This is a genomic window from Pseudomonas sp. 22082 (assembly GCF_052046055.1).
GTDB lineage: Bacteria > Pseudomonadota > Gammaproteobacteria > Pseudomonadales > Pseudomonadaceae > Aquipseudomonas > Aquipseudomonas pharyngis.
In genome coordinates this window covers 1-20,824 of record NZ_JBQEQB010000023.1, presented here as the reverse complement: position 1 = coordinate 20,824, position 20,824 = coordinate 1, and the positions used below count along the sequence as shown (strand labels likewise).

Sequence of the window (20,824 nt, the reverse complement as noted above, 5' to 3'; positions counted from 1 at the left end):
TTAGCGGTCCACGTCGGCCATAACGAAATCGATACTACCCAGGTACGCAATCAGGTCCGCGACCATGCTGCCTTTGATCACCGAAGGGATCTGTTGCAGATGCGGGAAGCTCGGAGTACGGATCCGGGTACGGTAGCTCATGGTGCCGCCGTCGCTCGTCAGGTAATAACTGTTGATGCCCTTGGTCGCTTCGATCATCTGGAAGGATTCGTTGGCCGGCATGACCGGGCCCCACGAAACTTGCAGGAAGTGCGTGATCAAGGTTTCGATGTGCTGCAGCGTGCGCTCTTTCGGCGGCGGCGTGGTCAGCGGGTGATCCGCCTTGTACGGGCCTTCCGGCATGTTGCGCAGGCACTGGTCGATGATCTTGACGCTCTGGCGCATCTCTTCGACGCGAACCATGCAGCGGTCGTAGGCATCGCCGTTGGCGGCCAGTGGCACTTCGAACTCGAAATTCTCGTAACCGGAGTACGGACGCGCTTTACGCAGGTCGAAGTCGCAACCGGTGGAACGCAGGCCGGCACCGGTGACGCCCCATTCCAGGGCCTCTTTGGTGTTGTACTGGGCAACGCCGATGGTACGACCCTTGAGGATGCTGTTCTGCAGCGCGGCCTTGGTGTATTCGTCGAGGCGCTTCGGCAGCCATTCAACGAAGTCTTTCACCAGTTTTTCCCAGCCGCGCGGCAGGTCGTGGGCAACGCCGCCGATGCGGTACCAGGCCGGGTGCAGACGGAAACCGGTGATGGCTTCGATCACCGTGTAAGCCTTCTGGCGGTCGGTGAAGGTGAAGAACACCGGGGTCATGGCGCCGACGTCCTGGATGTAGGTACCCAGGAACAGCAGGTGGCTGGTGATCCGGAAGAACTCGGCCATCATAATGCGGATGACGTCGACTTTCTCGGGCACCTTGATGCCGGCCAGCTTCTCGACCGAGAGCACGTATGGCAGGTTGTTCATCACGCCGCCGAGGTAGTCGATACGGTCGGTGTACGGAATGAAACTGTGCCAGGACTGACGCTCGGCCATCTTCTCGGCGCCACGGTGGTGGTAACCGATGTCCGGAACGCAATCGACGATCTCTTCACCGTCCAGTTGCAGGATGATGCGGAACGCACCGTGCGCCGAAGGGTGGTTCGGACCCAGGTTGAGGAACATGTAGTCCTCGTTCGCCCCGGAACGCTTCATGCCCCAGTCTTCAGGACGGAAGCGCGCGGCTTCTTCCTCGAGCTGTTGCTTGGCCAGGTTCAGGCTGAACGGATCGAACTCGGTGGCGCGCGCCGGGAAGTCCTTGCGCAGCGGGTGACCTTCCCAGGTCGGCGGCATCATGATGCGCGACAGGTGCGGGTGACCTTTGAAGTCGATGCCGAACATGTCCCAGACTTCACGCTCGTACCAGTTGGCGTTCGGCCAGATGCTGGTGACGGTCGGCAAGCTGAGGTCGCTCTCGGACAAGGCGACCTTGATCATCACGTCACTATTACGTTCCAGCGACATGAGGTGATAGAACACGGTGAAATCGGCACCGCCCGGCAGCCCTTGACGCTTGGTGCGCAGACGCTCGTCCACGCCGTGCAGGTCATAGAGCATGACGTACGGCTTGGGCAGGTTGCGAAGGAAGGTCAGGACTTCGACGAGCTTGGCGCGAGCCACCCACAGCACCGGCATGCCGGTGCGGGTCGGCTGAGCGGTGAACGCTTCGGCGCCAAAACGGTTGTTCAGTTCGACGACCACATCCTGGTCGTCTGCCTTATAAGGCGGGATGTACAGAGCACTGCCTGTAGTCATGGTTATTTTTTCGCTTTCGGTCAACGTAAAGAATGAAGCCAGCTTCTCGTTTCTTTGAAACAGACTGGATCAGACTTCGTCAGGGCTGCGCAGGTTGGTGACTGCGATTCGCTGTTCGCGGCGCTGTTCCTTCTGCGAAGGCATGTCGGCGCGATAAACGCCTTGATCGCCAACGACCCAGGAAAGTGGGCGACGCTCCTGGCCAATGGATTCCTGCAACAGCATCAAGCCTTGCAGAAATGCTTCTGGACGGGGCGGGCAGCCAGGTACGTAGACGTCAACGGGCAGGAACTTGTCCACCCCCTGAACCACGGAGTAGATGTCGTACATGCCGCCGGAGTTGGCGCACGAACCCATCGAGATCACCCACTTGGGCTCGAGCATCTGCTCGTACAGGCGCTGAATGATCGGCGCCATCTTGATGAAGCAGGTCCCGGCGATAACCATGAAGTCGGCCTGACGCGGTGATGCCCGGATAACTTCGGCGCCGAAGCGCGCGATGTCGTGGGGCGCCGTGAAGGCGGTGGTCATTTCCACGTAGCAGCACGACAGACCGAAGTTGTACGGCCACAGGGAGTTCTTACGTCCCCAGTTGACCGCGCCACTCAGCACGTCTTCCAGCTTGCCCATGAAAATGTTTTTGTGGACTTGATCCTCTAACGGATCGGAAACGGTTTCCCGCTGGCCGATCGGATACTGCTCGTTAGGAGCATCGGGGTCGATTCTGGTGAGATTGTATTGCATTGCCAAAGCCTCATTGTTTCAGCTTCGCCTGCCGCTTGCGACGAGCTTCCGGAGCCCAGTCAAGGGCGCCCACTCGGAACAGGTAGACAAGACCTGCCAACAGAATTGCTATGAAAACGAGAGCTTCGACGAATCCGGTCCAGCCGCTTTCGCGGACGGACACAGACCATGCAAAGAGAAAGAGGGCTTCGATATCGAAGATCACGAACAGCATCGCGACCAGATAGAATTTGGCTGAGAGCCGCAAGCGGGCGCCACCGGTAGGTAGCATGCCGGACTCGAACGGTTCGTTTTTGCTGCGGCCCCAGGCTTTTGACCCGAGGAGGCTGGAGACGCCGAGCATGAAGGCGCACAGGCCGACTACACCCAGAAGGAAAATGGCAAAGCCCCAGTTGTGGGCCATGAGTCCTGTCGCTTCGGGCATGCTGGAAATCCTTAACAGAGAGCAAAGGTCTCTGAGCTTGATAAAGAAATAAGGCAGTGACGATATGTCGCAGCAATCAATCGCGCTGATTTTATGGCTAAACACCCTGCAAGTAAAATTCCTATAGCGAAATTATTTATTGGAATAAGGACATAGCACACCTCGAAGGGCCCGCAGCCCATGCGTTGCGGGCATTAGCCGGAATTTCAAGAATTATGTTTTGTGGGAAATGTAACGAACATAGTTGTCGCTAAATGATAATTGATAGCGTTTGCAGTGGTTTCGTAACTTAACGGGTCAGTAGTTGGGAAGTTGTCTTATATGCGCGTTACTGCAAGTAGCGGCGGCGCCCGTTTTAGCCGATTTTTGCGATGCGGATACCGCTCTGGATCAATGTTTTGCCTGACAGGCTTTGCCAATTCCTGAGGTGCCTGGAAAACCACAGGCAAAAAAACGCCCCGAACCAGTCGGGGCGTCAGTTTTTTCGGCAATGCGGTTAGCTTTCTATACGGTCCGCAAAGGCCGTTCGCTCAGGCGAAGTCGATCAGTGGAACTGTTCTTCTTCGGTCGAACCGGTCAGTGCGGTTACCGACGATGAGCCACCTTGAATCACGGTGGTCATGTCGTCGAAGTAGCCAGTGCCCACTTCCTGCTGGTGAGCCACGAAGGTGTAACCCTTGGCGGCGTCAGCGAATTCCTGCTCTTGCAGCTTCACGTAGGCAGTCATGTCGTTGCGGGCGTAGTCGTGCGCCAGGTTGAACATGCTGTGCCACATGTTGTGAATGCCGGCCAGGGTGATGAACTGGTGCTTGTAACCCATGGCGGACAGTTCGCGCTGGAACTTGGCGATGGTCGCGTCGTCCAGGTTTTTCTTCCAGTTGAAGGAAGGCGAGCAGTTGTACGACAGGATCTGGTCCGGGTATTCCTTTTGGATCGCTTCAGCGAAACGACGGGCTTCTTCCAGGTCCGGCTTGGCGGTTTCGCACCAGATCAGGTCGGCGTACGGCGCGTAGGCCAGGCCACGGGCGATTGCCTGGTCCAGACCTGCACGAACCTTGTAGAAACCTTCCTGGGTACGGGTGCCAGTCACGAATGGCTGGTCGTACGGATCGCAGTCGGAAGTCAGCAAGTCGGCAGCGTTGGCGTCGGTACGGGCCAGAATGATGGTCGGTACGCCCGCAACGTCGGCAGCCAGACGAGCCGCGGTCAGCTTCTGCACGGCTTCCTGGGTTGGAACCAGCACCTTGCCGCCCATGTGGCCACATTTCTTCACGGAAGCCAGCTGGTCTTCGAAGTGAACGCCGGCGGCGCCTGCCTCGATCATGCTCTTCATCAGCTCGTAGGCGTTCAGTACGCCGCCGAAACCGGCTTCGGCGTCAGCCACGATTGGCGCGAAGTAGTCGATGTAGCCTTCGTCGCCCGGGTTCTTGCCGGCTTTCCACTGGATCTGGTCGGCGCGACGGAACGAGTTGTTGATGCGCTTGACCACGGTTGGAACCGAGTCCACCGGATACAGCGACTGGTCCGGGTACATCGATTCGGCGGAGTTGTTGTCCGCCGCGACTTGCCAGCCCGACAGGTAGATCGCCTGGATACCGGCTTTAACCTGTTGAACAGCCTGACCACCGGTCAGGGCGCCCATGCAGTTGACGAAATCTTTCTCTGGGCGGAAGGACGGCTTGGCACCCTGGGTGACCAGGTTCCACAGCTTCTCGGCGCCCATTTTTGCAAAGGTGTGCTCTGGTTGAACCGAGCCACGCAGACGGACGACGTCAGCAGCGGAGTAATTGCGAGTCACGCCTTTCCAGCGCGGGTTTTCAGCCCAGTCTTTTTCAAGGGCTGCAATTTGCTGTTCGCGTGTCAGTGCCATGGAGATAAACCTCGTCGCGTCTTTATGAAAAGTTGTTCTGCGGTGGAAAATTCCTTGCGCTCGCTGACCAGAAGCTTAGGTGGTCAGGTCGGGTTCGGCGGGGCAGGCGACGGGATGAACGATGAGCTCGAGGGGAGGTGAGCAGGTAAAGGCGAACTGGTGGGCGCATTCGGGCGTCGTGGGCCTTTATACGAACGACAGTGTAAAGCCGGGTTACCTAATTACGCTTCCGTCCCTCGGGACAACTTCGTTCCAGTCGGCAACCTCGTCAAACACACCTTGTGGGCGGTACAGACACGAAACGGCTCGCGGGGATGGTTGCGAGCAGCGCTTCGAAGGCCCTTGCCAGGGCCTCTGATTAGCGGGAGCGAGGCCATCATGCCTTCGCTTTTTTGGCTCGTCAAACGTTTTGTAGTGCTTTTTTTCAAGCACTACATCTTTCGTCTAATACGACTAATCAGTCAGTTTTTGGTGCTTTAGTCCAACGTGTCGACTTTCACCCGCAACGTCATGTCATCCCGGCCTTGAGTCGAGTAGCTGCGGGCCAGGCCCTGTTTGTCGGCCTGGGTCTGGCGATTCACGCCGGCGAGGGTGATCCATTCGCCCAGCCGTCCGGTGACAGTTGTGTCGGTGCTTTGCACGTTCACTACATCGGGACGTTCCTGGCTCATGCGGTCACGGTTGGTACTGATGGCCAGGTGAACGGTTTCGCCGGTGACGCTGGCGGTGACGTAAAAACCCTGGGTGACGTTGCGATATTGGGTCTGGCTGCTGTAATCGCCGTAGGAGTTGGTCTGGCTGCTGGTGATCGGCACGCTCTGGCCGACCTGGATCAGCGCCGGTGCACCTTCGCTGGCCTGGATCTGCTGAATGCCGCCGTCACGGCTGGCGGTGCTGCGGCTGATGATCCGGGTTTGCGCGCCATTGACTGAATAACCTTCGTCGCCACGGCCGTTGTTTTCGTTGGTGTCGACCGTGATCAGCAAGCGCTTGGGCGCGGTGTCGAGCTGCGATAGCAGGTCCTTGAGTTCTTCGATCTTGCCGGGCTCGGCCTTGACGATCAGCTGGTTGCCATAGGCGCTGACCTGGCCGTCCTTGCCGATGAAGTCCTGAGCCACCGGCAGCATGTCGGCGCTGGTGTGGTACTTGAGGGGCACGATTTCTGTGGCTGCCATCACCGAAACACTGCAGCCGAGCAGCAGGGTGGTGAGCAGGGTGCGTAGGGACATGTCCGTTATCTCCGCTTTCGAAAGGCTTGATATTGCCAGTTTGTCGGCCCGGGGTGGGGCAAGTTGAATCGTAGACAGCAAAGCGCCCCGGCATCCGAAAATGGCAGGGCGTTTTGTGGTGTTCTGGAGGGCCTCTTCGCGAGCAAGCCCGCTCCCACATTGGATCTCTGCCGAGCACAAAATCTGTGTTCGCTGGAGGTCTCCTGTGGGAGCGGGCTTGCCCGCGAATGCCGCGACGCGGACTTATGCCGAATGACGAACCATGTCGACATGCGGAATCCCGGCTTCGAGGAATTCCTCGCTGACCAGATTGAAACCCAGGCGCTCATAGAACGCCGTGGCCTGCACCTGGGCGCTGAGCATCTGCTGCTTCAGTCCGCGCTCCTCTGCTTCGGCGATGACCGCTTGCATCAGCGCATCGCCGACCTTCAGGCCACGCCAGTCCTTGAGCACCGAAACCCGGCCAACATGTCCGTCGGGCAAAAGGCGGGCGGTGCCGATCGGAAAGTCGCCTTCGAAAGCCAGGAAGTGCACCGCTGTGGCGTCGTCGGCGTCCCACTCAAGCTCGGGTGGAACCGATTGTTCGGCAATGAACACCGTTTCGCGAATGCGGCGGATCTCGGCGTTGTCCTTTTGCCAGTCTGCAACACGTACGCGAATCTTATTCATCGTCGGCGAACCCCAGGCTTCCCTGTTTGACCAATTCGCACAGCAGGCCGCGACCGTCTTCGTCGCTCAGCCAGTCACCGAGGTTGTCGGTGTGCAGGGCGTCGGCGGAGCAGATCAGCTTCAGCAGCTCGCGCAGCTTGCCCGGCAGGTAACGGCTCTGGCCGCTGGCGAACAGCAACAGATCGTCATCGACGTCCGACCACGCCAGGCGCGCGCTCGGGTTGCGGATCAGGATGGCGCCGTCTTCGAGTGCGCCGAGCAAGTCTTCTTCCTCGACCTCTTCCGGGCCGACCACCAGCTCTGGATAACGCGGCTCGGTCATGTACTGGCCGAACCAGGTCAGCAGCAGGCGCTCATCGCTCATGTGCTCGGCGAGCAGTGCTTTCAGGCGGCCGAGTGCATCGTGCTGGATCTGATGTGGATCATCGCTGACCGGTTTTGCATCGGCGTCGGTGTAGCGCTCTTCGTCAGTCAGGAACTGGCTGAGGAAGTCGGTGAAGTGGGTCAGCACTTCAGCGGCGCTTGGTGCGCGGAAACCTACCGAGTAGGTCATGCAGTCATCGACGGCAACGCCGCAGTGAGCCAGGCGCGGCGGCAGGTAGAGCATGTCGCCCGGTTCCAGAACCCACTCTTCGGTCTCGTGGAATTCGGCGAGGATGCGCAGGTCCGCGTGTTGCAGCAGCGGGCTTTCGGAGTCGCACATCTGGCCGATTTTCCAGTTGCGCTTGCCGTGGCCTTGCAGCAGGAACACGTCGTAGTTGTCGAAGTGCGGGCCGACGCTGCCACCCGGGGCGGCGAAGCTGATCATTACGTCGTCGACGCGCCAGCTCGGCAGGAAGCGGAAATTTTCCAGCAGCTCGCTGACTTCCGGCACGAACTGATCGACCGCCTGCACCAGCAGGGTCCACTCGCGCTCCGGCAGTTTGCTGAATTCGTCTTCGGCGAACGGGCCGCGACGCAGTTCCCATGGACGCTCGCCGTGCTCGATCACCAGGCGCGATTCGACTTCCTCTTCCAGGGCCAGGCCGGCGAGTTCGTCGGCGTCGATCGGGCTTTCGAAATCAGGAATCGCCTGACGGATCAGCAGTGGTTTTTTCTGCCAGTAATCGCGCATGAATTCGCGCGCCGTAAGACCACCCAGAAGTTGAAGAGGAATATCGGGATTCATATGTAACCTATTGAAAAAAAGCATTTTTCAGACGGGAATAAAAACGCCCGGCGCGGCCGGGCGTCTCAAACGGGTCAAGCAGTCGATCAGATGCGTTTGGCTTGCGCTACAGCGTTGCCGATGTAGTTGGCCGGGGTCAGTTGCTTGAGCTCGGCTTTCGCAGCGGCCGGCATGTCCAGGCCATCGATGAAAGTCTGCAGCGCTTCAGGGCTGATGCCCTTGCCGCGAGTCAGTTCTTTCAGCTTCTCGTACGGGTTTTCGATGTTGTAGCGGCGCATCACGGTCTGGATAGGCTCGGCCAGGACTTCCCAGCACGCGTCCAGATCGGCAGCGATCTTGTCAGCGTTCAGCTCGAGCTTGCTGATGCCTTTGAGGCTCGCTTCGTACGCGATCACGCTGTGGGCGAAGCCGACACCGAGGTTGCGCAGAACGGTGGAGTCGGTCAGGTCGCGCTGCCAGCGGGAGATCGGCAGTTTGCTCGCCAGGTGCTGGAACAGTGCGTTGGCGATGCCCAGGTTGCCTTCGGAGTTTTCGAAGTCGATCGGGTTGACCTTGTGCGGCATGGTCGACGAACCGATTTCGCCGGCGATGGTGCGCTGCTTGAAGTAACCCAGGGAGATGTAGCCCCAGATGTCACGGTCGAAGTCGATCAGGATGGTGTTGAAGCGCGCAATGGCGTCGAACAACTCGGCGATGTAGTCGTGCGGCTCGATTTGCGTGGTGTACGGGTTGAAGCCCAGGCCCAGCTCGTCTTCGATGAAGGCGCGGGCGTTGGCTTCCCAGTCGATCTGCGGGTAGGCCGACAGGTGGGCGTTGTAGTTGCCGACAGCGCCGTTGATCTTGCCCAGCAGCGGAACGGCAGCAACCTGAGCGATCTGGCGCTCGAGACGGTAAACCACGTTCGCCAGCTCTTTGCCCAGGGTGGTCGGCGAAGCCGGCTGGCCGTGGGTGCGCGACAGCATCGGCACGTCGGCGAAACGGATGGCCAGTTCGCGGATGGCGTTGGCGGTCTGGCGCATCAGCGGCAGCATCACGTCATCACGACCTTCGCGCAGCATCAGGGCGTGGGACAGGTTGTTGATGTCCTCACTGGTGCAGGCGAAGTGGATGAATTCGCTGACCTTGGCCAGCTCCGGCAGCTTGGCCGCCTGCTCCTTGAGCAGGTATTCGATCGCTTTGACGTCGTGGTTGGTGGTGCGCTCGATCTCTTTCACGCGCTCGGCGTGCTCCAGCGAGAAGTTTTCGGCCAGTTCATTCAGAACGGCGTTGGCTTCGGCGGAGAAGGCTGGCACTTCCGGGATGCCGGCGTGAGCGGCCAAGCGCTGGAGCCAGCGCACTTCAACCAGAACACGGGCACGGATCAGGCCGTACTCGCTGAAAATTGGGCGCAGGGCCTGGGTTTTGCCGGCGTAGCGGCCGTCAACAGGGGAAACCGCAGTGAGCGAAGAGAGCTGCATGGGGTGTTCTCGGACAGTCGGGCAACGAAATGGGGCGCGTATCATACATGAAAAAATCCGCCGGTCCGTCGCCAACTGACCGGCGTATTACGCGTTACAGGCTACAAAGCTTTTATTGCGCGACGATTTACTCGCTGCGCATCAACGGATACAGCTCTTTGAGCAACTTGCGCCGGCTGACGACCAGCTGCCAGCGGTGACCGCCGAGCTGGCGCCACAGGCGTGCCGAGCGAATGCCGGCGAGCAGCAGGGCGCGGATCTTCGAGGCGTTGCTCGGCTGCTGCAGGTTGCGCATGTCGCCGTGCACCTGAATGCGCTGGCGCAGCGTGCTCAGGGTGTCCTGATACAGCGCGCCGCAGGCCGCTATCACGTTTTCGTGGGCAGGGCCGAAATGCTCGACCTGCGACTGGATCTGCGGCAGACGCTTGCCGATCACGTCGAGCATGTCGTTGCGCTTGGCCAGTTGCCGCTCAAGACCAAGCATCGACAACGCGTAACGCAGCGGTTCGCGCTGCAAGGTGCTCGGGTCGCGCTCGAGGGCGCCGATCAGTGCGCGGTAACCCTCGCGCAGGTTGATGTCGTCGCCGCCGTAAACATCCAGCGTGTCTTTCGGGTCACGAACCAGCAGGCTGCCGAGCATGCAGCTCAGGCCGGCCTCGTTGGTCTGGCCAGTCTTGGCGATCCGGTCCACTAGCACGGCGGCGAGAAACACGCCGCCCAGAGCGGTCAATTGCTCCTGAGTCGGGCTCATGCCTGGCCGCTCCACGGCTCGGCGACTTCGATCACGCCGCCACCGAGGCAGATTTCACCGTCATAGAACACCACTGACTGGCCCGGCGTGACTGCGCGTTGCGGCTCGTCGAACACGGCGCGATAGCCGGTCGCGGTTTTTTCCAGCGTGCAGGCCTGATCACTTTGGCGATAACGAACCTTGGCGGTCAGGCGCAGCGGCTGGCTCAGATCGATCGGGTTGACCCAATAGATTTCCGAAGCGAGCAGGGCGCTGGAGAACAGCCACGGATGGTTGTTGCCCTGACCGACGATCAGCTCGTTGGTGTCCAGGTCCTTGCGCAGCACGTACCACGGCTCGTCGCCGGCGTCTTTCAGACCGCCGATGCCCAGGCCCTGGCGCTGGCCGATGGTGTGGTACATCAAACCGTGGTGACGGCCGATGACTTCGCCTTCGGTGGTCTTGATCTCGCCCGGTTGCGCCGGCAGGTATTGCTTGAGGAAATCGCTGAAACGACGCTCGCCGATGAAGCAGATCCCGGTGGAATCCTTCTTCTTGGCGGTTGCCAGCTCGTATTTCTCGGCAATTGCACGGACTTCCGGCTTTTCCAGCTCGCCGACCGGGAACAGGGTCTTGGCGATCTGTTCGCCGCCGACGGCGTGCAGGAAGTAGCTCTGATCCTTGTTCGGATCCAGGCCCTTGAGCAGTTCGGTGCGGCCGTCGATGTCGCGGCGGCGCACGTAGTGGCCGGTGGCGATCAGATCGGCGCCGAGCATCATGGCGTAGTCGAGGAACGCCTTGAACTTGATCTCGCGGTTGCACAGGATGTCCGGGTTCGGCGTGCGGCCGGCCTTGTATTCGGCCAGGAAGTGCTCGAACACATTGTCCCAGTACTCGGCGGCGAAGTTGGCGGTGTGCAGTTTGATACCGATCTTGTCGCACACGGCCTGGGCATCCGCCAGGTCGTCCATGGCGGTGCAGTATTCCGTTCCGTCGTCTTCTTCCCAGTTCTTCATGAACAGGCCTTCCACTTCATAGCCCTGCTCGATCAGCAGGAGAGCGGAAACGGAAGAGTCCACGCCGCCGGACATGCCGACAATGACGCGCTTCTTGGATGTGTCAGAAGGGGCTGGATCACGCATAGGGATTCAATGAGTGTCTTGAAAAAGGACGCGATTCTATCAGGCTCACGGCCTCAAGGCTAAAGGGAAGGGCGGATCAGTTCGAGGCCGAAGCGATTGCCGGCCAGATAATCGTCGATGCAGCGGATGATCAGCTCGCTGCGCCAGTTATCGCGCTGGGCCAATAATTCGTCGCGGGTCAGCCACTTGGCGCCGACGATGCCTTCGTCCAGCTGATATTCCGGATGATGTTTCACGGCTTTGGCGCTGAAACACACGCGCTGGTAAGTCACGCCGTTGCTCGGTGCGGTGTACAGATAAATGCCGATTACGCTGGTGGGTTCGACGTCCCAGCCGGTTTCTTCGAGGGTTTCGCGCACGGCGGCTTCGATCAGGGTTTCGTCCGGATCGAGATGGCCGGCCGGCTGATTGAGCACGTTACGCCCGGCCTTGTGTTCCTCGACCATCAGGAAGCGGCCGTTGTCCTCGACGATGGTGGCGACAGTGATGTGGGGGAGCCATTGCATTGATTGAATCTCCTGGGCGAAAGGCAGAAACACAAACCCCGGCGCATGGCCGGGGTTTGTGATGTTCCCTTTACAACCTTAAACCAGCGCAGCGATGGCCGCGTTGAAGGTTGCGCTAGGGCGCATGGCCTTGCTGATCAGCTCGGCGTCGGCGTGGTAGTAACCACCGATGTCCACTGGCTTGCCCTGAACGGCGTTGAGCTCGGCGACGATGGTCGCTTCGTTCTCGGTCAGGGTCTTGGCCAGGGTCGCGAACTGCGCTTGCAGTGCAGCGTCTTCAGTCTGGGCGGCCAGGGCTTGTGCCCAGTACATCGCCAGGTAGAAGTGGCTGCCGCGGTTGTCGATGTTGCCGACTTTGCGCGATGGCGACTTGTTGTTGTCGAGGAACTGGCCGGTGGCCTGGTCCAGAGTCTTGGACAGTACCAGCGCTTTCGGGTTGTTGTAGTTCACACCCAGGTGCTCGAGAGAAGCGGCCAGGGCCAGGAATTCACCCAGCGAATCCCAGCGCAGGAAGTTCTCTTCGACCAGTTGCTGCACGTGCTTCGGAGCCGAGCCGCCGGCGCCGGTTTCGAACAGGCCACCGCCGTTCATCAGCGGCACGATCGACAGCATCTTGGCGCTGGTGCCCAGTTCCATGATCGGGAACAGGTCGGTCAGGTAGTCGCGCAGTACGTTGCCGGTCACCGAAATGGTGTCCTTGCCTTCGCGGGTGCGCTGCAGGGTGTATTTCATGGCGTCGACCGGGGCCATGATCTGGATGTCCAGACCGGTGGTGTCGTGATCCTTCAGGTAAGCCTGAACCTTCTCGATCACCACGCCGTCGTGGGCGCGCATCGGGTCCAGCCAGAAAATGGCCGGGGTGCTGCTTGCGCGAGCACGGTTGACGGCCAGTTTGACCCAGTCCTGGATCGGCGCGTCTTTGGTCTGGCACATACGGAAGATGTCGCCGGCTTCAACAGCCTGCTCCATCAGCAGGGTGCCTTTGCTGTCGGTCACGCGAACCACGCCGTCGGCCTTGATCTGGAAGGTCTTGTCGTGGGAACCGTACTCTTCAGCCTTTTTAGCCATCAGGCCAACGTTTGGCACGCTGCCCATGGTGGTCGGATCGAAAGCGCCATTGGCTTTGCAATCTTCGATCACGGCCTGGTAGATGGTCGCGTAGCAGCGATCCGGGATCACAGCCTTGGTGTCGTGCAGCTGGCCATCGGTGCCCCACATCTTGCCGGAGTCACGGATCATGGCCGGCATCGAGGCGTCGACGATAACGTCGCTCGGCACGTGCAGGTTGGTGATGCCTTTGTCGGAGTTGACCATCGCCAGCGACGGACGAACGGCGTAGACCGCCTGCACGTCAGCTTCGATCTGGGCTTGCTGTTCGGCCGGCAGGGATTTGATGCGGGCGTACAGGTCGCCGATGCCGTTGTTCAGGTTGAAGCCGATCTCGGCCAGAACGTCGGCGTGCTTGGTCAGGGCGTCCTTGTAGAACTCGGCAACGATCTGGCCGAACATGATCGGGTCGGAGACCTTCATCATGGTGGCTTTCAGGTGAACCGACAGCAGCACGCCTTGTTGCTTGGCGCTGTCGATTTCAGCGGCGATGAACGCGCGCAGGGCCTTTTTGCTCATCACGGAGCAGTCGAGGATCTCGCCCGCCTGAACGGTGGTTTTTTCTTTCAGGACGGTGGTGGTGCCGTCTTGGGCGACCAGCTCGATTTTCACGGTGTCAGCGGCGTCGATCAGGGCCGCTTTTTCGCTGCCGTAGAAATCGCCGGTGCTCATGTGAGCGACGTGGGACTTGGAGTCCTTGGCCCAGGCGCCCATTTTGTGCGGGTGCTTGCGAGCGTAGTTCTTGACCGACAGCGGAGCGCGACGGTCGGAGTTGCCTTCACGCAGAACCGGGTTCACGGCGCTGCCCTTGACCTTGTCGTAGCGCGCCTTGGCGTCTTTGTCGGCGTCGCTGGTCACGGTTTCCGGGTAGTCCGGCAGGTTGTAGCCCTGGGCCTGCAGTTCTTTGATCGCGGCTTGCAGTTGCGGAACCGAGGCGCTGATGTTCGGCAGCTTGATGATGTTGGCTTCAGGCGTAACGGCCAGGTCGCCCAGTTCGGCGAGGTGGTCGGCTACGGCTTTGTCGCCCAGTTGCTCGGGGAAGCTGGCCAGAATACGTGCTGCAAGAGAGATATCGCGGGTTTCCACGGCGATATCGGCCGAGGCGGTGTAAGCCTCGATGATCGGCAGCAGGGAATAGGTGGCGAGGGCTGGAGCTTCGTCGGTGAAGGTATAGATGATCTTCGAGCGGGTGGGCATATTCGGATTAACTCTCTCTTCTTTGCTAAAGCGTGCGCAGAAACTCGAGGGGCGCCGGGTAAGCGCGTTCGTTCAAAGTCATCCATGAACCGAATGTCGAGATTCTTCGCGGTGATGTTGGGTGCATCAGTAGAGCGTCAAGCAGTCGGACTGCGGTAACAACCCGACCAATCAGGCGGAAAGTCTCGTGCTAGAGAGGCCAGCCGTCGTGACCCTTTGGTCAGCGGGCGGCATTATACATAGGTAGCTGGCAATCTGCCGATGGTTCATATGCAACGATTCTCGTCCATTGGTCTAAAGGTCGCAGGCCGGGGTGGGGCGTAGAGTCGCCGTGAATGCTTGAGATTGGCGCTTTTCCCTTTGCTTTCAGGCTTGTACGAACCGAGATGTGGTCGCGCCCGGAACAGAGGGTTTGCGTGTTGATTTAACTGGGTTACGCTCGAACCAAGCCAGATGTTCAATCCAAACAATGGAGTTCAGCATGGGTTACAAGAAGATTCAGGTTCCAGCCGTCGGCGACAAAATCACCGTCAACGCAGACCATTCTCTCAATGTCCCTGATAACCCGATCATTCCCTTCATCGAAGGTGACGGCATTGGCGTCGACGTCAGCCCTGTGATGATCAAAGTGGTTGATGCTGCCGTAGAGAAAGCCTACGGGGGCAAGCGCAAGATTTCCTGGATGGAGGTTTATGCTGGCGAAAAAGCGACTCAAGTCTATGACCAGGACACCTGGCTGCCCCAGGAAACCCTGGACGCCGTCAAGGATTACGTGGTTTCCATCAAGGGCCCGCTGACCACTCCAGTCGGTGGCGGCATCCGCTCCCTCAACGTCGCCCTGCGCCAACAGCTCGATCTCTATGTCTGCCTGCGCCCGGTGGTGTGGTTCGAGGGCGTGCCGAGCCCGGTGAAAAAGCCCGGCGACGTCGATATGGTGATCTTCCGCGAGAACTCCGAAGACATTTATGCCGGTATCGAATGGAAGGCCGGCTCCCCTGAGGCCACCAAGGTCATCAAATTCCTGAAAGAAGAAATGGGCGTCACCAAGATCCGTTTCGACCAGGACTGCGGCATCGGCATCAAGCCGGTTTCGAAAGAAGGCACCAAGCGTCTGGTGCGCAAGGCCCTGCAATACGTAGTGGACAATGACCGCAAGTCGCTGACCATCGTACACAAGGGCAACATCATGAAATTCACCGAAGGCGCCTTCAAGGACTGGGGTTATGAGGTGGCGAAGGAAGAATTCGGCGCCGAGCTGCTTGATGGCGGCCCATGGATGAAATTCAAGAACCCGAAAACCGGCCGCGAGGTCGTCGTCAAGGACGCCATCGCCGACGCCATGCTCCAGCAGATCCTGCTGCGTCCGGCCGAATACGATGTGATCGCCACCCTCAACCTCAACGGTGACTACCTGTCCGACGCCCTGGCGGCGGAAGTGGGCGGTATCGGTATCGCGCCGGGTGCCAACCTGTCCGACACCGTGGCCATGTTCGAGGCGACCCACGGTACCGCGCCGAAATATGCCGGCAAGGACCAGGTCAACCCGGGTTCGGTGATCCTGTCGGCGGAGATGATGCTGCGCCACCTGGGCTGGACCGAGGCGGCCGACCTGATCATCAAGGGCACCAATGGTGCAATCAAGGCCAAGACCGTGACCTACGACTTCGAACGTCTGATGGAAGGCGCCACGCTGGTGTCGTCTTCGGGCTTCGGTGAAGCGCTGATCAAGCATATGTAAGAAAGACGGCTGCAACGAAACCGCCCGGCTCGAGTGATCGAGCCGGGCGGTTTGTTTTCTGGCAGGTGTTCGGGTTACTTCAGCTGGTCACTGATTGGTGATGAGCGGCAGCAGCAGCCGAGGCGGCATCTTTCGCGGCCTCGACATTGACATTCTGAATTTTTGTGGCATGCAGGCCTTTGGGCCCTTGCACGATCTCGAATTTGACGATTTGCCCGGCTTTCAGGGTTTTGTACCCCTCCATCTCAATGGTGGAGTAGTGGGCAAATAAATCGATGGTCTTACCATCTTCATCATGTCCCATGGGGCCATCGGCGTTGATGAAACCGAACCCCTTGGCATTGTTGAACCATTTCACCTTGCCGACAGCCATGCTCAAATCCCTCTGCAACAGTCTCCATCGCTGGAGTATCATCCAATTCATCCGCAGTCGAATCCGTTAAAAAGATTGACTCCGCGGATCTTTTTTCCCCACTGTGGGTTCTATTGGTTGTAACACCGTTTTCCCGATAGTCAAGGTGACCGGGCAGTCGGAGTTGAAAACGTGTCAAGCCGCCCCCACCACTGTATTTGCACAACTGACGAACCTTTCTTTCCATGCATGCAATCAGCCAGATTCGACTAACATTCAATCAGGATCGCCCGCTTCTCCAAAAGGATCTTCCACAGGAGCACGACGACGATTCGGCAGGCGTTGCTGTTCAGGAAGCAAAGCCTGCGTTACAGGCGCCGCCGATGTACAAGGTGGTTTTGTTCAATGATGACTACACACCGATGGATTTCGTCGTCGAAGTGCTCGAGGTGTTTTTTAACCTGAATCGCGAGCTGGCGACCAAGGTCATGCTGGCCGTCCACACAGAAGGGCGGGCAGTATGTGGAGTGTTTACCCGCGACATCGCCGAGACAAAGGCCATGCAGGTCAACCAGTACGCCAGGGAAAGCCAGCATCCGCTACTCTGTGAAATCGAGAAGGACGGTTAATCGCCGACCACTTGGGTATGAGGTGAAGCTATGTTAAACCGCGAGCTCGAAGTCACCCTCAATCTTGCCTTCAAGGAGGCACGTTCGAAACGTCATGAATTCATGACCGTCGAACACCTGCTGCTGGCCCTATTGGACAATGAGGCTGCCGCCACCGTATTGCGTGCCTGCGGCGCAAACCTCGACAAACTCAAGCACGACCTGCAGGAGTTCATCGACTCCACCACGCCACTGATCCCCGTTCACGACGAGGATCGCGAAACCCAGCCAACCCTGGGCTTCCAGCGTGTGCTGCAACGTGCTGTCTTTCATGTGCAGAGCTCGGGCAAACGCGAAGTGACCGGCGCCAACGTGCTGGTTGCAATCTTCAGTGAGCAAGAGAGTCAGGCGGTGTTCCTGCTGAAACAGCAGAGCGTTGCACGCATTGATGTCGTCAACTATATCGCCCACGGCATTTCCAAAGTGCCGGGGCATGGCGATCACTCTGAAGGTGAACAAGATATGCAGGACGACGAGGGCGGTGAGTCTTCTTCTTCAGGCAATCCGCTGGACGCTTATGCCAGCAATCTTAACGAACTTGCACGCCAGGGCCGGATCGATCCGCTAGTCGGGCGTGAAACGGAAGTTGAGCGTGTCGCGCAGATTCTTGCGCGCCGTCGCAAGAACAATCCGCTGCTGGTGGGCGAGGCGGGCGTGGGTAAAACCGCGATTGCCGAAGGCCTGGCCAAGCGCATTGTCGACAACCAGGTGCCGGACCTGCTGGCCAACAGCGTCGTTTATTCCCTCGATCTGGGCGCTCTACTCGCGGGCACCAAGTATCGCGGTGATTTCGAGAAGCGCTTCAAGGCGCTGCTCAACGAACTGAAAAAACGTCCGCAGGCGATCCTGTTCATCGACGAGATCCACACCATCATTGGTGCGGGTGCTGCGTCCGGTGGCGTCATGGATGCCTCGAACCTGCTCAAACCGCTGCTGTCGTCTGGCGACATTCGCTGCATCGGCTCGACCACGTTCCAGGAATTCCGTGGCATCTTCGAAAAAGACCGTGCCCTGGCGCGTCGCTTCCAGAAGGTCGATGTGGTCGAGCCGTCGGTGGAGGACACCATCGGTATCCTGCGCGGCCTGAAAGGTCGCTTCGAACAGCACCACAACATCGAATACAGCGATGAGTCGCTGCGCGCCGCTGCGGAACTGGCTTCGCGCTACATCAATGACCGGCACATGCCGGACAAGGCCATCGACGTGATCGACGAGGCGGGCGCCTACCAGCGTCTGCAGCCGGTCGAGAAGCGCGTGAAACGCATCGAAGTCCCTGAAGTCGAGGACATCGTGGCGAAAATCGCGCGTATTCCGCCGAAGCATGTCACCAGCTCCGACAAGGAACTGCTGCGTAATCTGGAGCGTGACCTGAAGCTGACGGTGTTCGGACAGGACGCGGCGATCGATTCGCTGTCGACTGCGATCAAGCTGTCCCGTGCCGGTCTGAAGTCGCCCGACAAGCCTGTTGGTTCGTTCCTGTTCGCAGGGCCGACCGGTGTCGGTAAAACCGAAGCCGCGCGTCAATTGGCCAAGGCGCTGGGGATCGAACTGGTTCGCTTCGACATGTCCGAGTACATGGAGCGCCACACCGTATCGCGTTTGATCGGTGCACCTCCGGGTTACGTCGGTTTCGACCAAGGCGGTTTGTTGACCGAAGCGATCACCAAGCAACCGCATTGCGTATTGCTGCTCGATGAAATCGAGAAGGCGCATCCGGAAGTCTTCAATCTGCTGTTGCAGGTGATGGACCACGGTACGCTGACTGACAACAACGGGCGCAAGGCGGACTTCCGCAACGTGATCGTGATCATGACCACCAACGCCGGTGCTGAAACGGCGGCACGTGCTTCGATCGGTTTCACCCATCAGGACCACTCGTCCGATGCGATGGAAGTGATCAAGAAGAGCTTCACGCCGGAATTCCGCAACCGCCTGGATACCATCATTCAATTTGGTCGCCTCAGCCACGAGGTTATCAAAAGCGTGGTGGACAAGTTCCTTACCGAGCTTCAGGCGCAGCTGGAAGACAAGCGGGTGCTTCTGGAAGTCACCGATGCGGCGCGCAGTTGGCTGGCGGCCGGTGGTTACGATTCGGCCATGGGCGCTCGTCCGATGGCGCGTCTGATCCAGGACAAGATCAAGCGTCCGCTGGCGGAGGAGATTCTGTTTGGCGAGCTGGCCGAGCATGGCGGTGTGGTTCACATCGACATCAAGGATGGTGAGTTGACGTTTGACTTCGAGACCACTGCAGAAATGGCCTGATGGCTGGTAAGTGAAAAGGCGCCTTCGGGCGCCTTTTTATTGTCTGTTTGTTTGGTGTGAATATCCGTTGTTGCGGTAACGGCTTCTTAGGGTTCCGCCCTTACGGCGGGTCACTTTTGGCAAACGCGGTGCGTGTCAAGGCACCTGTCGCCTTGTTCCAATCGTTGTTAGCCAGTTGAGCCCTTAAAGTCAGGGCGCTCTGGGTTTAAATACACCGCATCAGCTAGTTTCCAGTTGCGTGTCCGAGTGCTCCAACGGCTCGGATTAGCTTTCCTGGCATCCTCATAAAGCGCTGCTCTTGCTTGTAATAGCATCGTCGCTTTGCCTTCGTGCCTCTCGTTTGGCGTCACGTATTTCAAAGCGCTATGGCGATGATCTTCGTTGTACCACTCGATGAATTTCTGCACCCAAAGCCTCGCATCAATGACCGTATCAAATGGTTGATCCGGCCAGAGCGGGCAGTACTTTGCAGTGCGGAAAAGTGCCTCTGCATATGCGTTATCGTTACTTACCCTTGGCCGGCTAAAAGAAGGCTCGACGCCAAGTGCAACCATGCTTTCACGCAGCAAAGAACCTCTCATCACGTGTCCGTTATCCGAGTGCAGCACCAGCGGGCGACCCGCTGTATGTTCACGTAAGCATCCCTTTCTAAGCAGCTCGCATGCGTGTTCGGCGCATTCCACTTCGTGCACTTCATTGGCGACCAGTTTGCGGCTGTAGACATCCTTGACCATGTACCAGTAGAAAAATCGACCTCTGACGGTGCTTGGCAACCAAGTGATATCCCAGCACCACACCTGGTTGGGGCCATCGGCACAATGCGTCGTCAGCACCCTACGTTTCGGGGCTTTGGTTCGGCCGCGACGCACGTTTTGATGAGCCGCTTTTAACACTCGGTAAAACGTCGATTCCGAAGCCAGATAGATGCCTTCATCGGCCAGTTTGGGGACGATCTGGTGCGGAGTAAGGCTGGCGTAGCCAGCCTGATTGGCAGCATCAAGTACCGCTTGGCATTCCGACTCACTGAGCTTGTTAGCCGGAGCTGCCCGTTTAGCCAGCAGTCGCCCATCACAGTCAGCATATCGCCAGCGCTGGACTGTACGCAGGCTCAACCCCAACTCATTGCAGGCTCGATATCGACGAGCGCCGCTCTGCACTGCGTCTGCAATCAACTTCATGGCTTGCGTACGATCAGCGGCGTTAATCAGTCTTCCTTGTCCTTGCCCCAGATCGCATTGGCTTTTTTTCTGAGCTCCAGCAAGGCCACCGCCTCCGCACGTCCGGCATCTGACTGGATCAATTGACGCTCGAGTATTTTGATACGCCGTTGCTCGGCCGTTTTAGAGGTTCGAGAGTTGAGATCAACGACCGGATTGGCGTTTTGACAGGCCAGTCTCCACTGCTGAATTTGCTCAGGGTAAATGCCCTTTATTCGGCAATACTGAGAAATTTCCACCTCGCTCAACGGCGCGGTTTCCATAACAGCATTGAATTTATCGGCGCTAGACCATTGGTCACTGGTTTTGCCGTTTCCTGGAACGATCAAGCCTTTGTCTCTGGCCATTTGTCTCCAGTTTCGCAGCGACTGTGGCGTGAGATTGAGTGCAACGGCAAGTTCTGCCACTGACCGATTAAAGGGCGGCATCATTTGCAAAACGACCCAGTCTTTGAAGTCGCTGTCGTAGCGCTTGCCTAAATTGGACATTGTTATGCACCTTCACCCTCTTGAATGAACGAGTCAATCAACAAGGGCGACAGGTAGCCTGACACAGAGGG

At 58.7% G+C, this 20,824-nt stretch carries 17 protein-coding genes; 3 read left to right on the top strand and 14 right to left on the bottom strand.

Annotated features, from left to right (window positions below; genetic code table 11):
- The 12 genes from nuoC to ACTJK9_RS23560 all read right to left on the bottom strand — a co-directional run bounded on the left by nuoC (position 1) and on the right by ACTJK9_RS23560 (position 14,028).
- Positions 1 to 1,785, bottom strand: a complete 1,785-nt coding sequence (nuoC, locus tag ACTJK9_RS23615) for an NADH-quinone oxidoreductase subunit C/D (protein WP_440816636.1) — start codon at positions 1,783 to 1,785, stop codon at positions 1 to 3.
- A 69-nt stretch (positions 1,786 to 1,854) separates the two neighbouring features.
- Entirely contained in the window at positions 1,855 to 2,529 is a 675-nt protein-coding gene (locus ACTJK9_RS23610; RefSeq protein WP_007951456.1) for a NuoB/complex I 20 kDa subunit family protein, read from the bottom strand.
- Between the two features lie 10 nt (positions 2,530 to 2,539).
- Complete coding sequence (locus tag ACTJK9_RS23605) at positions 2,540 to 2,953, bottom strand: NADH-quinone oxidoreductase subunit A (RefSeq protein ID WP_003223812.1); 414 nt, start codon at positions 2,951 to 2,953, stop codon at positions 2,540 to 2,542.
- Between the two features lie 544 nt (positions 2,954 to 3,497).
- A complete protein-coding gene (aceA, locus tag ACTJK9_RS23600) occupies positions 3,498 to 4,823 on the bottom strand; it encodes an isocitrate lyase (protein WP_440816634.1) in 1,326 nt (441 codons plus the stop codon).
- Between the two features lie 476 nt (positions 4,824 to 5,299).
- Entirely contained in the window at positions 5,300 to 6,052 is a 753-nt protein-coding gene (locus tag ACTJK9_RS23595; protein WP_085648274.1) for a secretin N-terminal domain-containing protein, read from the bottom strand.
- A gap of 243 nt (positions 6,053 to 6,295) precedes the next feature.
- Positions 6,296 to 6,721 carry a GNAT family N-acetyltransferase gene (locus ACTJK9_RS23590; protein WP_039767415.1) on the bottom strand — a complete coding sequence of 142 codons (426 nt, stop codon included), beginning with the start codon at positions 6,719 to 6,721 and terminating at the stop codon, positions 6,296 to 6,298.
- Positions 6,714 to 7,889: a ribosomal protein uL16 3-hydroxylase gene (locus ACTJK9_RS23585; RefSeq protein ID WP_007951451.1), complete on the bottom strand. Its 1,176-nt coding sequence runs from the start codon at positions 7,887 to 7,889 to the stop codon at positions 6,714 to 6,716. The genes ACTJK9_RS23590 and ACTJK9_RS23585 overlap by 8 nt, the downstream gene beginning before the upstream one ends.
- A gap of 86 nt (positions 7,890 to 7,975) precedes the next feature.
- Positions 7,976 to 9,346, bottom strand: coding sequence for an adenylosuccinate lyase (purB, locus tag ACTJK9_RS23580; RefSeq protein ID WP_039767413.1), 1,371 nt, complete (start codon positions 9,344 to 9,346; stop codon positions 7,976 to 7,978).
- 127 nt (positions 9,347 to 9,473) lie between these two features.
- The gene (hflD, locus tag ACTJK9_RS23575; RefSeq protein ID WP_039767411.1) at positions 9,474 to 10,097 is read right to left on the bottom strand and encodes a high frequency lysogenization protein HflD; all 624 of its coding nucleotides are present in this window, start codon (positions 10,095 to 10,097) and stop codon (positions 9,474 to 9,476) included.
- A complete protein-coding gene (mnmA, locus tag ACTJK9_RS23570) occupies positions 10,094 to 11,218 on the bottom strand; it encodes a tRNA 2-thiouridine(34) synthase MnmA (RefSeq protein ID WP_007951446.1) in 1,125 nt (374 codons plus the stop codon). Before mnmA ends, hflD begins: the two co-directional genes overlap by 4 nt.
- A 59-nt stretch (positions 11,219 to 11,277) precedes the next feature.
- The gene (locus tag ACTJK9_RS23565) at positions 11,278 to 11,724 is read right to left on the bottom strand and encodes an NUDIX hydrolase (protein WP_440816629.1); all 447 of its coding nucleotides are present in this window, start codon (positions 11,722 to 11,724) and stop codon (positions 11,278 to 11,280) included.
- 78 nt (positions 11,725 to 11,802) lie between these two features.
- Positions 11,803 to 14,028 (bottom strand): NADP-dependent isocitrate dehydrogenase, encoded by a 2,226-nt coding sequence (locus ACTJK9_RS23560; RefSeq protein ID WP_039767409.1) that lies wholly within the window; start codon positions 14,026 to 14,028, stop codon positions 11,803 to 11,805.
- 481 nt (positions 14,029 to 14,509) lie between these two features.
- Here ACTJK9_RS23560 and icd point away from each other — a divergent pair, with 481 nt between their 5' ends.
- On the top strand, positions 14,510 to 15,766 hold the full coding sequence (gene icd / locus ACTJK9_RS23555) for an NADP-dependent isocitrate dehydrogenase (protein ID WP_007951441.1): 1,257 nt from the start codon (positions 14,510 to 14,512) through the stop codon (positions 15,764 to 15,766).
- Between the two features lie 79 nt (positions 15,767 to 15,845).
- On the opposite strand, the gene ACTJK9_RS23550 is transcribed toward icd, so the two are convergent.
- Entirely contained in the window at positions 15,846 to 16,139 is a 294-nt protein-coding gene (locus ACTJK9_RS23550; protein WP_085612660.1) for a cold shock domain-containing protein, read from the bottom strand.
- A gap of 224 nt (positions 16,140 to 16,363) precedes the next feature.
- On the opposite strand from ACTJK9_RS23550, the gene clpS reads away from it, so the two are divergent.
- The gene (gene clpS, locus ACTJK9_RS23545; protein ID WP_011334948.1) at positions 16,364 to 16,747 is read left to right on the top strand and encodes an ATP-dependent Clp protease adapter ClpS; all 384 of its coding nucleotides are present in this window, start codon (positions 16,364 to 16,366) and stop codon (positions 16,745 to 16,747) included.
- Positions 16,748 to 16,777: 30 nt separating this feature from the next.
- Positions 16,778 to 19,048, top strand: coding sequence for an ATP-dependent Clp protease ATP-binding subunit ClpA (gene clpA, locus ACTJK9_RS23540; protein WP_007951436.1), 2,271 nt, complete (start codon positions 16,778 to 16,780; stop codon positions 19,046 to 19,048).
- Positions 19,049 to 19,215: 167 nt separating this feature from the next.
- On the opposite strand, the gene ACTJK9_RS23535 is transcribed toward clpA, so the two are convergent.
- A protein-coding gene (locus tag ACTJK9_RS23535; protein WP_139834536.1) for an IS3 family transposase occupies positions 19,216 to 20,753 on the bottom strand; the annotation gives its coding sequence in 2 pieces (ribosomal slippage) (positions 19,216 to 20,303 and positions 20,303 to 20,753; 1,539 coding nt in all).
- Positions 20,754 to 20,824 lie beyond the last annotated feature (71 nt).

Coding starts and splice junctions, on each gene's coding strand:
- mnmA (WP_007951446.1), bottom strand. CDS start 11,218: ATGCGTGATCCAGCCCCTTCTGACACATCCAAGAAGCGCGTCATTGTC.
- icd (WP_007951441.1), top strand. CDS start 14,510: ATGGGTTACAAGAAGATTCAGGTTCCAGCCGTCGGCGACAAAATCACC.
- aceA (WP_440816634.1), bottom strand. CDS start 4,823: ATGGCACTGACACGCGAACAGCAAATTGCAGCCCTTGAAAAAGACTGG.
- ACTJK9_RS23585 (WP_007951451.1), bottom strand. CDS start 7,889: ATGAATCCCGATATTCCTCTTCAACTTCTGGGTGGTCTTACGGCGCGC.
- ACTJK9_RS23565 (WP_440816629.1), bottom strand. CDS start 11,724: ATGCAATGGCTCCCCCACATCACTGTCGCCACCATCGTCGAGGACAAC.
- ACTJK9_RS23560 (WP_039767409.1), bottom strand. CDS start 14,028: ATGCCCACCCGCTCGAAGATCATCTATACCTTCACCGACGAAGCTCCA.
- purB (WP_039767413.1), bottom strand. CDS start 9,346: ATGCAGCTCTCTTCGCTCACTGCGGTTTCCCCTGTTGACGGCCGCTAC.
- ACTJK9_RS23595 (WP_085648274.1), bottom strand. CDS start 6,052: ATGTCCCTACGCACCCTGCTCACCACCCTGCTGCTCGGCTGCAGTGTT.
- hflD (WP_039767411.1), bottom strand. CDS start 10,097: ATGAGCCCGACTCAGGAGCAATTGACCGCTCTGGGCGGCGTGTTTCTC.
- clpA (WP_007951436.1), top strand. CDS start 16,778: ATGTTAAACCGCGAGCTCGAAGTCACCCTCAATCTTGCCTTCAAGGAG.
- clpS (WP_011334948.1), top strand. CDS start 16,364: ATGCATGCAATCAGCCAGATTCGACTAACATTCAATCAGGATCGCCCG.
- ACTJK9_RS23610 (WP_007951456.1), bottom strand. CDS start 2,529: ATGCAATACAATCTCACCAGAATCGACCCCGATGCTCCTAACGAGCAG.
- nuoC (WP_440816636.1), bottom strand. CDS start 1,785: ATGACTACAGGCAGTGCTCTGTACATCCCGCCTTATAAGGCAGACGAC.
- ACTJK9_RS23550 (WP_085612660.1), bottom strand. CDS start 16,139: ATGGCTGTCGGCAAGGTGAAATGGTTCAACAATGCCAAGGGGTTCGGT.
- ACTJK9_RS23590 (WP_039767415.1), bottom strand. CDS start 6,721: ATGAATAAGATTCGCGTACGTGTTGCAGACTGGCAAAAGGACAACGCC.
- ACTJK9_RS23605 (WP_003223812.1), bottom strand. CDS start 2,953: ATGCCCGAAGCGACAGGACTCATGGCCCACAACTGGGGCTTTGCCATT.